This window comes from Paenarthrobacter sp. YIM B13468, from assembly GCF_042788025.1.
Classification (GTDB): domain Bacteria; phylum Actinomycetota; class Actinomycetes; order Actinomycetales; family Micrococcaceae; genus Arthrobacter; species Arthrobacter aromaticivorans.
On record NZ_JBHZPI010000012.1, the window covers coordinates 70854 to 84623 of the forward strand.

Annotated in this window: 11 protein-coding genes; 4 read left to right on the forward strand and 7 right to left on the reverse strand. The window is 61.2% G+C overall.

Going from position 1 to position 13770, the window contains the following annotated elements; translation table 11 throughout:
- Positions 1–133: 133 nt before the first annotated feature.
- Positions 134–427 (forward strand): hypothetical protein, encoded by a 294-nt coding sequence (locus ACFX4T_RS12925; RefSeq protein WP_377652227.1) that lies wholly within the window; start codon positions 134–136, stop codon positions 425–427.
- A gap of 903 nt (positions 428–1330) precedes the next feature.
- Here ACFX4T_RS12925 and ACFX4T_RS12930 read toward each other — a convergent pair.
- The 7 genes from ACFX4T_RS12930 to ACFX4T_RS12960 all read right to left on the reverse strand — a co-directional run bounded on the left by ACFX4T_RS12930 (position 1331) and on the right by ACFX4T_RS12960 (position 10802).
- Positions 1331–2104, reverse strand: a complete 774-nt coding sequence (locus ACFX4T_RS12930) for an SDR family NAD(P)-dependent oxidoreductase (protein WP_216926648.1) — start codon at positions 2102–2104, stop codon at positions 1331–1333.
- Between the two features lie 19 nt (positions 2105–2123).
- Positions 2124–2960 (reverse strand): mycofactocin-coupled SDR family oxidoreductase, encoded by an 837-nt coding sequence (locus ACFX4T_RS12935; protein ID WP_377652228.1) that lies wholly within the window; start codon positions 2958–2960, stop codon positions 2124–2126.
- Between the two features lie 52 nt (positions 2961–3012).
- Positions 3013–4410 (reverse strand): NAD(P)/FAD-dependent oxidoreductase, encoded by a 1398-nt coding sequence (locus tag ACFX4T_RS12940; RefSeq protein ID WP_216926650.1) that lies wholly within the window; start codon positions 4408–4410, stop codon positions 3013–3015.
- 250 nt (positions 4411–4660) lie between these two features.
- Positions 4661–6610, reverse strand: coding sequence for an acetate--CoA ligase (locus ACFX4T_RS12945; protein WP_377652229.1), 1950 nt, complete (start codon positions 6608–6610; stop codon positions 4661–4663).
- Positions 6611–7204: 594 nt separating this feature from the next.
- Positions 7205–8677: an aldehyde dehydrogenase gene (locus tag ACFX4T_RS12950; RefSeq protein ID WP_216926652.1), complete on the reverse strand. Its 1473-nt coding sequence runs from the start codon at positions 8675–8677 to the stop codon at positions 7205–7207.
- 38 nt (positions 8678–8715) lie between these two features.
- Complete coding sequence (locus tag ACFX4T_RS12955) at positions 8716–9549, reverse strand: mycofactocin-coupled SDR family oxidoreductase (protein ID WP_216926653.1); 834 nt, start codon at positions 9547–9549, stop codon at positions 8716–8718.
- A 71-nt stretch (positions 9550–9620) separates the two neighbouring features.
- Complete coding sequence (locus ACFX4T_RS12960) at positions 9621–10802, reverse strand: PucR family transcriptional regulator (protein ID WP_377652230.1); 1182 nt, start codon at positions 10800–10802, stop codon at positions 9621–9623.
- 227 nt (positions 10803–11029) lie between these two features.
- On the opposite strand from ACFX4T_RS12960, the gene ACFX4T_RS12965 reads away from it, so the two are divergent.
- The 3 genes from ACFX4T_RS12965 to ACFX4T_RS12975 all read left to right on the forward strand — a co-directional run bounded on the left by ACFX4T_RS12965 (position 11030) and on the right by ACFX4T_RS12975 (position 13228).
- Positions 11030–12187, forward strand: coding sequence for an epoxide hydrolase family protein (locus tag ACFX4T_RS12965; RefSeq protein ID WP_377652231.1), 1158 nt, complete (start codon positions 11030–11032; stop codon positions 12185–12187).
- 293 nt (positions 12188–12480) lie between these two features.
- Positions 12481–12867, forward strand: coding sequence for a hypothetical protein (locus ACFX4T_RS12970; RefSeq protein WP_377652233.1), 387 nt, complete (start codon positions 12481–12483; stop codon positions 12865–12867).
- A 13-nt stretch (positions 12868–12880) separates the two neighbouring features.
- Entirely contained in the window at positions 12881–13228 is a 348-nt protein-coding gene (locus ACFX4T_RS12975; protein WP_216926657.1) for a DUF4286 family protein, read from the forward strand.
- Positions 13229–13770: the final 542 nt, after the last annotated feature.

Consider the following 13770-nt stretch of genomic DNA (forward strand, 5'->3'; position numbering starts at 1 on the left):
CGATTCTGTTCTGTAATACAGATAGGTAGTCGATCTAGAAGAACAATACGACCATATTTGGCGATCACCGCGACTGTCAAGTGTCCGCGTTGCCTCATTTGAAAACCTCCCGCGTGACGGAATGGTGGGGGTATTGACCGCGTATGCGGCAAGCTGTGTCGAAAAAGAAGGAGGCCTTGGCCCAGGGGGCGCGGATCGTGCGGGGAAGTCCTGGATTCTTGAAGCGCTGGCCAAGTGGACCGGCTGGCACGGCGACTGTTTCAGGGTCGCGCTGCGGGAGGCTCTGGTGTTGAAAATCCCTAAGCCCACGTCGGCCAGGCTTCTGGCCCCTATGCTGCCGGTGCTGGTGCAACTGCTGCGCCGAGATGGGGAGCTTGAGCTCAGCGATTATCGACCGGAAGACTGGCGGGGAACGGGCGAAAACTGATCCCGCAGGGACGGTCCCAGACCAAGCCGGGACTCTGCTCAAGCCCCAGATTTCGATCCACACCCGGCCCAACGAGACGGTCGCCGTCCCGGGGTTCGAGGAGATCGATCTGGTCGGTCACCAGATGGCAACAGCTTCGGTGAATTCTGCTGAACCTTCACGGTGATCGATATCGCCACCGCGTGGACACTTGCCAAACAAGGCCGCCAGATGGGTCTTCGAAGCCTTGGAGCACGTCACGGCGGTGTCCCGTCCCGATCATCGGGATCGATTCGGATTAGCTCGGACGACGGTTCGGAGGTCATCCACTAGCTCCTGATCAAACTACTGCCGCGCCCGTCAGATCACCTTCATCGGGTCTCGGCCCTGGAACAAGAACGACTGCGCACACGCGGAGCAGAAAAATGGTTCCGGGTCCGGGAGCTGGTCGACTAACTGCGCTTCGACAGCGCCGCTGTTCTGGCCAACCTCAACGAAATCTGGGCGCTGGACAGGGTATTCACCAGTTATCTACTGCCTCAGCAGAAGCTGGTCTCCAACAGCGCCACGGGGGCGAGGTCGCCGAGAAACACGACGCATTCGCCACGCCTCACCAACGCGCGGTCAGGCACGAAAGGATGCGCAAACGCTTGGTCATCCACATGAAAGCCGCCTTCAAAAAGATCAAACCCAGGCAGTCTCACGCCACATCCTGGCTCTGGCAGCCGACCTGGAAACCCTGCCACTGGCAAAGAAGCCCGCCCACGTTCAACCAGTCGCCCTTGGAACAACTGAGATCAGGCGGAGGTATCTCACTGGGGCAAGAGGGTGTGGCCCGTTACTGATCTATTGAGCGACATGCAAGGGCGCAGCGGAGCGCTCTCTCCGGCTCCAGGCTCCACTGCGCCAGTCGCTGGTCTCGGGTCAGTGGCTCACGAGACCGCCGTCGACGATCAGTTCTTCGCCGGTGACGAACTTGGATTCGTCAGAGGCGAGATATAGCAGCGCGTAAGCAATATCCTGCGGTTCGCCCACGTGCGGAGGCAGTGGCACGTAACCCCTGAAGATCTCCCCAGCGGCCTCGCGCGTAGGTATCCCGTTCAGCACAAACATCGGCGTAAAAATCGGACCAGGGTGCACAGAGTTTGAGCGGATGTTGTCCCCCGCGAACCATTGGGCAATGTGCTTCGTGAGCGAGCGCACAGCGCCCTTTGAGGCGCTGTAAGCGGCGCTGCCACCGTCTCCCGCGAACCCGCCCACAATACCGGCGACGGACGAGACATTCACGATGGATCCGCCCCCTCCAGCCTTCAGGTGAGGGATGACATGCTTGGCACCTAACCAGACACCGGTGATGTCGACTCCCAGAACCCTATTCCACTCGTCGAGTTCGGTCTCCAGAACGCCCTTGGTAATAATGATGCCCGCGTTGTTCACGAGGATGTCGATCGAACCGTAGGCCTCGAGTGTTCGAGTGACGGCGTGGTTCCACGAGTCCTCAGAGGTCACATCCAGGCGAACAGCGATTGCGTCGCCACCGGCCGCCTTTATACTGTCAACGGCTTCCGCCAGATCGGGTTCAGAGATGTCGCAGAGGACGATGCGGCCGCCTTCCGCAGCAAAGAGTTGTGCTGCGGCTAGGCCCAGGCCTTTCGCCGCTCCCGTGATGATGGCTACTTTCCCTGACAATCGTGTCATGATATTCCCTTTCCTTGTCCTATTTGATTACGGCGCCGGCATCGACGGGCAGCGCGACGCCTGTGATGTAGCGTGCCTCGTCCGAGGCAAGAAAGAGCACCGCGTTCGATATGTCCACGGGCTCAACCCATGGGACAGGAATGGCATTGAGCGACTGCGATGCCGGGCGGAAGTCCTCGATCGTGGGATTCTCAAGATCCGGACGGAAGAGCCGGTACATGCTGTCATTGAGGATCATCTCGGTACTCACCTGCGTGGGGTGGATGGTGTTCACGCGGATGAAATCTCCGGCGAGCTCGAGCGCGAGCGTGCGCATCAAGCCCACGAGGCCGTGCTTCGCCGCGGAGTAGTGCGCCGCGCGCGGGAAACCCCGAAGCCCCGCGGCAGAACTTATGAGCAAGATTGACCCGCCGCCACCACCGGCCTTGATGTGGGGGATCGCCGCCTTCGCGCTGTGCCAGGCGCCGCTGAGGTTAATGTCGATCATCGTTTGCCACTGCTCTTCGGGGAAATCCTCGCCAAGATGTGTTAGGCCGGTGATGCCCGCATTCGCGACAACGATGTCGAGTCGTCCCAGTTCGGCCACGCCGGCATCCACCGCTGTTTTGAGCGCGTCGTAGTCGCGCACGTCTGCCTTCGTGGCGACGATGCGCCGACCGAGTGCCTCGACCATCCGAACGGTTTCATTGAGGTCTTCCCCTGTCGCCCCGGGAGCCATGTTGTCCGGGATCTCGGCCGCGATATCCACCGCGATGATGTTCGCACCCTCTTCTGCGAGACGGATGGCGTGACTGCGTCCTTGCCCTCGCGCCGCTCCGGTGATGAAGGCGACTTTGCCCTCGACTCTTCCTGACATGTCTGGTTTCCTTTCGTCGTACGGCGTTTCTAAAAGCGTCTCGCGGCGAGCTTCAGCCCTTGCCCAGCGCTCCGAGACGATCCCAGTCTTCTTGGATCCTCTGTCGCAACTCAGGATCGGAAAGCCACTCGCCACCGCGCACGAGGTTGCCCGTTTCCTGGAATTTCAAGGACACTTCGGGCTCTTCCGTCGCCAATGCGAGGACACGGTCGGTGTATTCCGCTGCCTCCGACTTGGTTCCTTCCTGAACGACTCCGTCGATCTCCACGCCCGGGATGGAGTAGTCCGCATTCGTGGAGAAGTTCCAGCACAATTGGATGATGGAGTCGAGATCCTTCTGAAAGTTCTCTGCTAGTCCGTCTAGCGTCGTTGCTCCGTCGTCCTGGTATGACCTGAGGGCCGTACCCAGCTTTCGAGCGCCGATCGCGGCGGAGCTCATGCCTTGGCCGTAGACGGGATTGAGTGCCGCAGCCGCATCCCCGAGGACCACCAGGTTCTCGGGCCTGGTAGGCAGGTTCACATAGTCGCGGAGGCGACCGGCGGTATTCGTCCACGACTGAATCGGACCGACGACCTCAAATTTCTCGACGATGTCGAGGAACTCGCTCGACTCGAAGCTACCGAGGAAATCCTTGAAACCTTCGATATCGCGGGGCGGATAGTCGCCGGCGCACCCTTGCGCGGTCATGACGACGAGATTGTCTTCGTGCTTGACGACACATCCTCCCCGTGTGGCCGCGGGACCATCGCCATCGATCCTTGGCGCGATGAGCATGGAGGAGTAACCCGGATCCCAATCCTCCGGAACCTTGAGATACATCGTCGTGTAGCCCCAGTGGGCATCGACGACTGTCTCCTTCGGTCGCGGATAGCCCGCTGCTTCCAGCCAGTGGGGGGTGAGGGAAGGGCGACCGCTTGCGTCGACGACGAAGTCGCCCCGAATCTCGCCGGAGGACTCGCCTTCAGTGAGCACACCTACGGCGTGTCCGTTCTCGATGATTAGTCCAGTTGCTGTGGTCTTCTGCACCACTTCGACGTTCTCAAGTTCGCGGAGTTTGCTGCGCAGATACCACTCCAGCAACTGTCGAGTCGCGCGCAATTGCCGCATGCCGGACTGCTGGCGAGGGAACCACCCACGCTTGGAGCGGTATCGCAACACCTGTGAGGGGTCGACATGCGGTGCACCGCGTTCGGTGAGATCCTTGGTCAAGCCCGGGAAGAGAGCTTCCAGGTTCTCGAGGCCGGCCGCCGTCAGGGAGTGAAACTGGTAGCTGTGCGGTGCACCCGTTCGGCGTCCGGGCTCTTCAGGCAGCCGGTCGCGATCGATGATGGTGATTTTATCGAAGTACGGTGCGATTGCGGCGGCAGTGGCACTGCCCGCGATGCTCGCTCCGATGATGACAGCCCGACCGTACCTCGGGCCGATTTTTGTCTCATTGGTCTCTGTCATGATGGCTCCATAAGTTGATGTGGGGTCTGCGACTCGCTCGCCTGGCCAGTCCTGAGGGAAAGCGGCGAACTCAGCGAATGCGGATTCGAAGACATTGCAACCGATCTGGTTGGGGTGCGGGAATCCGCTGCTCGGCAAGACGCGCTGTTGCGTGACGCTGGTTCATATCGGCGGTCATCCTCTTGCTCCGCTTGGTGGCATCTCGATTTCGGGATTTCGAGATGGGATCTTCCGTGTCGCGATGACCAGATCATCGAGACACGGCCTTTGTGTTGGTCGTAACGGCGGCTTGCAACGCCTGCAAGACGTCGGAGTCATCGAGGGTCGCCGGCACCGTTAAGCCATCACCGTTCGCGATCTCCCGCAACGTCTTGCGGAGAACCTTGCCCGAGCGCGTTTTCGGAAGCCTTGGCACCACGAACAGATCCTTGAATGACGCGACCGGTCCAATGGTGTTGCGGACCAGGTCGACGACTTGGTCCCTGAGCGCCGCATCATCACTGGTCTCAAGTCCTGCTTTCAATGTGACGAAGGCACACGGTCTTTCGCCCTTGAGTGAATCGCGTACCCCGATCACCGCGGCCTCAGCGATGGACGGGTGGGTGAGCACAGTGTCTTCAAGCTGGCCTGTGGACAGGCGGTGTCCGGCGACATTGATGACATCGTCGGTGCGCCCCAGGATGAAGACGTATCCGTGTTCATCAATCATTCCCCCGTCGCCCGTGGAGTAATAGCCGGGGAAGGCATCTAAATAGGCCTCTTTGAAACGCTCTTCGCCGCTCCAGAGGGAGATAAGGGCTCCGGGCGGAAGTGGTAGCTTCACCACGATGTTCCCCGCGGTCCCAGCCTCGCAGCGGGAAGCGCGGCCGTCCACAACCTCGACCTGGAAACCCGGGATGGGAACGGTCGCTGATCCGGGCTTGACCTCTAGGAGCCCAAGGCCGCGGGGGTTTCCTACGATCGGCCAGCCGGTTTCGGTCTGCCACCAGTGGTCGACGACGGGAACGCTTAAGGCGTCAGCCAGCCAGTGGTAGGTTTCGGTGTCTAAGTGCTCTCCGGCCAGAAAGACCGCCTCGAGGCTGGACACGTCGATTCCGCCCAGCAACTCCAGTTCGGGGTCGGTGCGTCGGATCGCGCGAATCGCGGTGGGCGCTGTGAAAAGCGCCTGCACTCGGTACCGTTCGATCACACGCCAGAAGGCCGCGGCGTCAGGGGTGCCTACCGGCTTGCCTTCGTAAAGCACCGTCGTGGCGCCGACGATAAGCGGACCATAAACGATGTAGGAATGTCCAACCACCCACCCGACATCGGATGCCGTCCACCAGACGTCTCCGGCATCAATCCCGTACACGTTGCGCATGCTCCAGGCCAGTGCAACGGCGTAGCCACCACTGTCCCGTACTACGCCCTTCGGTCGCCCCGTCGTCCCGGAGGTGTACAGAACATATAGCGGATCGCTTCCGGATACAGCTACGGGCGCCGCCGGCTGAGATTGGGCGATTTCGCTGTTCCAGTCGAGCCAGCCCTCTCCCGCCACACTGTCCAGTCCGATGGCGTTTCCGGGCACCTCCGCGCGTTCCTTGACGATCACGGCCTGGACAGTACCTTGCTTCCCGTTGCTCGCAAGGGAAAGAGCCCTTCGAAGAATCGGCAGATATGCAATCGGCCCTGAAGGTTCGATCCCGCCTGATGCGGTAACGACGAGATTTGGGCGGGCATCGTCGATCCGCGCGGCGAGCTCGGGTGCGGCGAAACCGCCGAAGATGACCGAGTGGACGGCGCCGATCCTCGCGCATGCCAACATCGCAACGACGGCTTCCGGAATCATCGGCATGTAAATGATGACGCGGTGCCCGCGTGCTGCGCCATGCCTGCGCAGCACATCCGCGAACCGCGATACCTCATCTAGCAGTTCGGAATAGCTGATTCGCCTGCGCTGACCCGTCATTGCTGAGTCGAAGATGATGGCATCCTGAGAGCCGCGGCCCGCCTCGACATGACGATCGAGAGCATTCCACGAGACGTTGAGCTCACCGTCGGCGAACCATCGATAGAACGGCGCGCGAGTGTCATCGAGGATCCGCTGCGGCGGTCGTACCCATCCAATGTCCTGAGCTGCCTCGCGCCAGAATCCCTCCGGATCCTCGACAGAGCGTGCGAATTCGTGCTCATACGTACTGTGCGCTTGGGGTGAAGTCACAAGCTGGTCCTCTCTCGCGGACGCAAGGTCCGCTGGATTACGGAAGAAACGCAGAGCCGCAGTTGAATGGGGCCCAAAGCAGGGCCGCAACACCTCTGGGCCGGTGTGCCCACCTTGTAACGATCATCGTTTCAACCACTCAAACTTCATCGTTTGCGGCGCTCAACAACTACCGATTTGAAGAATAGCGTTCTGCAACATCGGATGTCAATCTGTATAGCAGAATTATCGCGCTGTTTTGAGCAGGGCCCAATCGTCAGCAGCAGCGGCCCTACGCCTGTCGCGTTGATGCGTGCAAGACCGGCGGGACCGGTCTGTGGGCGCGGCGATCATCCGGCAACGGGGATACGTTCCCACCAGGGATACGATCGTCGGCGCGAGGACTCTGGCGAAGCGCCCGTCGCCGGCTCGGCCGCATCGACGAGCACTCGCCGCCTGACGGGACCGATCTGGAGATTTCCCCGAGTCCGTTCTGAGTTCGTTTGGAATATTGAGTGACACTGGGCATGGGAGAACGGTCGTCAGCCCTGCTGCTCTTCGTCTTCGAATCGATCGTTGACGTCGAGGAACAGCAGGCTGACGATCGTTGACGCGTTAGAGTGCGATCCACACGTTCTTGGTTCGGCTGAACAGCTGGAGGCCCTCAAGGCCGCCGATGCGGCCGACACCGCTGTCTTTTCCGCCGCCGAAGGGGATCGACGGGGGTAGCCCGCCGGCCCCGTTGATCCACACCATCCCGGTGTCGAGCTCGTTCGCCAGACGGTGCGCGCGAGTGATGTCAGACGTCTGTATGTACGAAGCCAGACCGAACTTCGTGTCGTTCGCGATTGCGACGGCTTGCTCCTCATCGGAGAACCGGACGACCGAGAGAACCGGGCCGAAGACCTCGTCTTGGGCGATCTCCGCGCGTGGATCCACGTCGGCGATGACGGTAGGCTGCAGGAAGTACCCGTCGGCGAACTCGCCGCCATACCGGGCACCGCCGCTGATCACGCGACCGCCGCTCGATGTCTTGGCACGATCGATCATTCCGAGGATGCGATCGACCGCGGCCTGATTGATCACCGGGCCCAGCGTCGTCTCCGGAGACACCGGATCGCCGACGCGATAAGTGTCCTCGGAGCGCTCCTTCACCAAAGACACGACATCGTCAAAAACCGCATCCTCAACCAGGAGCCGGGTGCCGTTCACGCAACCTTGGCCGGCGTTCTGGAAGCTGTAGCGAACGGCGGCAGCAGCGGCGCTCTCGAGATCAGCATCGGCGAAGATCAGGTTGGGCGACTTGCCACCCAGCTCCAGGCCCACCGGTGTGAGGTTCTCAGCAGCCGATTGGAGTATCCGCGTTGCGGTTCGTCCGCTGCCTGTGAAGTGGATCATGTCGATTCCGGCATGCGATACGAGAGCGGCGCCGACTGCTGCACCGCCCGGAACGACATTGACCACGCCTGCCGGGATGCCCGCCTGAAGCGCCAACTCGGCAAACCTCAACGAAGTAAAAGGCGTGAGTTCCGGCGGCTTCACGATCACCGTGTTGCCGGCGGCCAGGGCCGGTCCCACCACTGTACCAACGCTGAAGAGGGGACTGTTCCACGGGATGATGATTGCGACAACGCCGTGCGGCTCACGCACTGAGTAGTCGAATGCGGCGACCGGCCACACGGGATGGACTTGACCGACCAGCTTGTCAGGCCACCCGGAGTAATACTCGAGCACATCCACGACCGAACTGGCGTACCGGCCTGCGGAAACGATCGGAGTGCCGTTCTCCGCAACCTGTATAGCGGTGAGCTCCTCGATGTTCGCTTCGACCAACTTGGCAAGTTGCCACAGCAGCCGACGCCTCACATTCGGTGGCGTGTCGCGCCATTCTCGGGCTGCGCTCCGGGCCGTCGCGACGGCGTGATCCACGTCGTCAGGTCCGGCCAGAGGTACCTCAATCGTCGGGCGGCCGGTCGCGGGGTAGATGTGCTGGTGCAACCCCCCATTCACCGACCGAGGTCGGCCCTTGCCTATAAGGGGCAATGGGTCCGGGAACAGTTCAGTGGGGGCGTCTTTGATGATGGTCATAAACTTCCTCTCAATGTATGTCGTGTGATGACCGACGGCTAGAGAACACTCGCGCCGAGATCGACCGGCAGCACGGCGCCGGTAATGTATCGACCTTCCTCGGATGCGAGGAAGAGAATCATGTTGGACACGTCGATCGGCTGGATCCAAGGGATGGGCCAAAGGTTGATTGTCGCGTACGTGCCTATCGCGTCGTCGAGGGTGGGGGCCTCCAGGTCCGGCCGGAACACTTTGTACATCATCGGATTATCGAGCATCGGCGTCTCGACGTTGGTGGGACTCACCGCGTTCACCCGCACCCGGTACTCCGCCAGTTCGCGAGCAAGCGACTTGGTGATCCCGAGCACGCCCCATTTCGACGCGACGTAGCCGACGCAGCCTCGGGCGCCCTTCATTCCGGCGAGCGAACTGGTAATGACCATTGATCCGCCCGTCCCTTGCTCGATAAAGTAGGGGGTTGCTGCCTTCGTGGTATTCCATACGCCAGTGAGATTGGTGTCGATCATCGTGCGCCACTCTTGGTCGCTCCATTCGTGCGAGAGCTTGCCCGAGTTGGCGATCCCGGCATTCGCGAGGACGATGTCGACCTTTCCGAAACGCTCCACCCCCGCCGCCAGAACACTGCTCACGGACTCGTAGTCACGGACGTCGCCGACGCCGGCATGCATCCGGCGCCCCACTGCCTCGACCTGTCGCACGGTTTCGGCCAGATCCTCGCTGGTGGACGCCTCATAGTCGAACCCGGTATTGGCGCAGACGTCCAGCCCGATGATGTCGGCTCCCTCCTGGGCAAGCCTGACTGCATGCGAGCGACCCTGCCCGCGCGCAGCACCTGTAATGAATGCAACTTTGCCTTCAACGCGTCCAGTCATGTCCTTCGTCCTCTTATCTCGATATCAGCCACTCGATCCCGCGCGGCGTGCACGGGTGGTGGACAGTAGGGTCAGGAGACTCCGCGAATCGGGAGGCTCTGGGTGTCCAGCAATTTATCCGGCTCCTGCTCGACGGGATAGAGCAGGGCGATTCGCACTCCGATGATCGAAACCAACCGGTCCTCAGGATCCTCCCAGGACAGTCCATACCGCTCCTGAAGCCTCCGAAGTCTCGCGTACACCGTCGTGCGGTGCAGGTGGAAGTCGAGTGCCAGAGTGGTGGTGTCGGAGTCGCGTTCCAAGTAGCGCTGCAGAAGGCGGATAGTCGTGCGCGTCGATGTCCTGATGAGTTCGTTGACTCGCGGATCTATGCACCGGAGCGCTTCTTCGCGACCCAGCAGCAGTAGTGGCCGCCAGGCGCCGAGCGAGTCCCAGCACACGGTCCGCGCAGCGAGCGCCTCGCTGCGGAGAACCTGCAGCGCCAGGGTGGCCTCCCTGTAGGACCGATGCGCGTCCTCGAGCCGGTCGACCACTCCGCCAGCCGCAGCGATCGGTCGCTCGCCGGCCGCGTCCAGCGCTCCCTGCCGGATGCGGCGGAGCACGTGATCGCTGGAACCTCCCACGATCACCACGCACTGACTACCGATCCGGCCCCAAGCGACCTCTGCGTGAAAGAGTTGCGCCCACGTCGCTTCGGAGGAGGCCGCCCGGTTGGCGCCCGCGTCGATGATCACTACGCGATAGGCGCCGTAACCGACGTGCGCCCTCGCGGCGATCAGCTCGGCCGCAATCTCTCGTTCCGGCATCTGCCCGGTCAGGAGGCTGGGAACGGCCTCCCGGACGCCGTTTCGCGTGATCCGGTCCAGTTGCAATTCGTTGCCGACAGCGTTGAGGTTCTCGCTGAGATCATCCAGGGCGGCGTAAGTGACGGCGCGCTCAGGATCGATGATGCACAGGTATCCGATCAGGCGGCCCTTTGCGTGTACCTTGACGAAGACCCGTTCAAGGAGACCGAGCGCCTCATTGGCGCTGACCCTTCCACGATCATCCGTCGATTGCATGGCAGTATCCAGATAGGCTCGCACCTCCGGCTTAGGCGGGCGGCGTAGGATCGCGTCCGCGCGTGAGGAGTCGATGAGGTGCGCCGGCTGGGAAGAGAAGGCCACGATGTTGAAGTGCGCGTCCAAGAGCGTGACCGGTGTGCTGAAGCGCGTGTAGAGCGCATCCACCAACTCTTGGTATCGCGGTGTCACGAGGTTTGCTCCTCATCGGCCGAGGGAATTTTACAGAACACTGATCTGCTGTACAGATCAAACTGTAGACCCACGCCGACGGAAGGGCAACCGGGCAAACCCTGCTGTGCTACATGTGTTGAAAGTCGGAGCGGACGGCCACCACGCGTGTCGATGCAGTATCTTCATAACCTAGATCCGACGACTGAGCCCTGAGGCTCGGCACTGACAGGGAGCTCTGAGTGCACATGGCGGAGTCCTCCGCGTTCATCACACCTTTCACCGTGAACATCTCCAATGGCGAAGTCGAAGACCTTCGTCGACGCCTCCGGGACGCGAGATGGCCTGACCAGCCCAGCGGGATCGGCTGGAGCCAGGGCACCGACCTCGGGTACCTGCGCGGACTCGTCGAGTACTGGAGATCATCCTTCGATTGGCCTGCGTTCGAAGCCCGGTTGAACTCCTACCCCCAGTACACGACCTTGATCGACGGTGTGAGTATCCACTTTTACCACGTACCTTCCGCTGTCCCCGACGCTCGCCCTCTCCTGCTTCTGCACGGTTGGCCGAGTTCGCCTTTCGAGTTCACCGGCCTCATCGACCGGCTTAGCAATCCGGTCGCCCACGGCGGCCGCTCCGAAGACGCTTATCATCTGGTGATCCCCTCTCTGCCAGGCTTCGGGTTTAGCGGGCCGACGACAATGACGGGTCTCACCCCCATTGGGATAGCTGATAGGTTCGCCGAACTTATGACTCGCCTCGGCTACGCACGGTTCTTCTCACACGGTGGCGACTTCGGCGCGATCGTCTCCGGCCATCTCGCCCGGCGCTACTCCGATCGCGTGATGGGTGTGCACCTGACCTTCCTCACTACCGCAGGACTGCGCCCAGAGGATGGGGAGCCGACGGCATTGGAGAAACGACTACACGATCAACAGGCCGCGTACGCACGTTGGGAAACGGGCTATATTTCGATCCAGTCGACCAAGCCTCAGACGCTCGCATACGGGCTCTGTGATTCTCCTGTGGCACTCGCTGCATGGTTAGTTGAGAAATTTCGCGCGTGGACGGAGAACGACGGCAATGTTGAGACTGGCCTCTCCCGGGATGAGATTCTCACTATCGTATCGACGTACTGGTTGACTGGGACTGCCGGTTCGGCGGCGCGTCTCTACTACGAGACCGGCGCCGCTGGCCAGTTCGGCCCTTCTCCCCATCGGATCGAGGTACCAACGGCTATCGCCATGCCGCCCTTCGAGCCGTATCGGACAACCAGACGAATGGCCGAGCACCATGCGAACATTGTCAATTGGGTCGATCTGCCAAACGGGGGGCACTTCTCGGCTTTGGAACAGCCCGAGTTAGTTGCTTCGGCGATTGCCGAAGGGCTAAGGGACCTGGGGTGACGATGAAACCTTTGCTGCTCACCGTGGCGGTTACCCCGCGGCCAAGCGTTTCGACCCCCGGGACGATCGATGGTCATGGTTGCTGATCCCGAATGTGTTGCTCAGACCATGTGAGGGCGTTCAAGCGGCTCTACATCAGCTATTAGCCTGACCCATCGTCGTGCGTGCACGGATCTATCCTGCAGAATTGTGTTCTTCTAAACGGTCCCGTCGTGTTATGGTCGTAATCACAACGGGTCTCGGCGGGCGCCAGCGTTCAACGAGGGAGTTGAGAGTGATGCAGTATGCAATTAATGTCCGACCCAGAGCTCTCGCTGGAGCATTGCCGATCCTGCACGCGCAATGAGCGGTCCCCGAACGGTTCCCCTGGCGCCATCGACCGGGTCCGCCTTATTGCCGCAACCCTCGGAAGGGTGCTGGCGTTCGGACTGATGCTGAACATTCTGATCGACGTCAACGGCCGGCAATCTTCATCACCCTTTGCTCAGCATCCTCGATCTGACGTTCACCATGCTGTCCCTCGCCCGACGGCGACGAGTGGCGTGGGGTGCACACTGAGGATCACCGGCGTATTCAAAGGTGTCGTGCCGGTCATCGGCGCCTTCAACTTGATGCTCATCGCACTCGTCATATGGCCGGAAATCGCACTCTGGCTACCCGGACTATCCGCCTCAAAGTAAGGAAACCTGCAGCATGCCCATCCTGATCGTCAAGACCAAACCCGTACTCGGCAGCGAAGAGCAATACAACGATTGGTACGACGCGCAGCATCTTCCCGAGATGCTTGCCGTTCCCGGGTTCGTTGCTGCCCGTCGGTATCGCAAGTCGGTGACACAGTCGGCCGGTAACACCGCGGCCGCCGATGATCCGCTGGAGTACCTCGCCGTTTACGAGATCGAGGGCGACCCTACGGTGGCTCTAGAGAATTTGGTGACTGCCGTGCGTGGAGGGCGCATCCACATGAGCCCCGCGAAGGCGCCCGAGCAGTTCGCAATCGTGTATGACGAATTGGGCGACTGGACGCGCTCGGACAACGCCTGACTGGCGGGCTATGGCGGTCGTTGCAACATCCTGATTGGGAGTTGCAACGACCGCGTCGTGTTTAACGGCCAAGCCCGCTAGGTGTCGGAGATATTCTCCGGAACAGAAGGTCAGTTCTTGCGCTTACTCGACCGGGTTCAGAGCCTGAGTGCCACAGCGAGGGAGTTCGGGTGTTCAGTGTGGTGACCTGTCATCAATGGATTCGCGAGGCAGGTTTTGACCCTGTGCAAGGTACGGAAGCACCCGCCAAACTCGCTGTTGAGCCGGACCTGCGTGACTACGTGAAGGACAAACTGCTCCCATGCTGGTCTCCGGAACAGATCAGCCACACGCTGCTCGAAGAGTTCCCCAGGAACCCGGATGCGCGTGAGCCCAGAGAAGATATACCAGGCCCTCTACCCCAGGACGCCGGAGGACAACGCACCCCACAGGTTCATCGACCCCAAGGTCATGATCTCCAAGCGTCCGCCCAAGGTAGAGGATCGCGCCATACCCGCCATCGTAAGGAAGGGACCTCATCCCCGGGGCATACAACCAGTTAG

Excerpts from the sequence above, each read along its gene's own strand:
- ACFX4T_RS12930 (WP_216926648.1), bottom strand. The coding sequence starts at position 2,104 with ATGACACGATTGTCAGGGAAAGTAGCCATCATCACGGGAGCGGCGAAA.
- ACFX4T_RS12935 (WP_377652228.1), bottom strand. The coding sequence starts at position 2,960 with ATGTCAGGAAGAGTCGAGGGCAAAGTCGCCTTCATCACCGGAGCGGCG.
- ACFX4T_RS12940 (WP_216926650.1), bottom strand. The coding sequence starts at position 4,410 with ATGACAGAGACCAATGAGACAAAAATCGGCCCGAGGTACGGTCGGGCT.
- ACFX4T_RS12950 (WP_216926652.1), bottom strand. The coding sequence starts at position 8,677 with ATGACCATCATCAAAGACGCCCCCACTGAACTGTTCCCGGACCCATTG.
- ACFX4T_RS12955 (WP_216926653.1), bottom strand. The coding sequence starts at position 9,549 with ATGACTGGACGCGTTGAAGGCAAAGTTGCATTCATTACAGGTGCTGCG.
- ACFX4T_RS12965 (WP_377652231.1), top strand. The coding sequence starts at position 11,030 with ATGGCGGAGTCCTCCGCGTTCATCACACCTTTCACCGTGAACATCTCC.
- ACFX4T_RS12970 (WP_377652233.1), top strand. The coding sequence starts at position 12,481 with ATGTCCGACCCAGAGCTCTCGCTGGAGCATTGCCGATCCTGCACGCGC.
- ACFX4T_RS12975 (WP_216926657.1), top strand. The coding sequence starts at position 12,881 with ATGCCCATCCTGATCGTCAAGACCAAACCCGTACTCGGCAGCGAAGAG.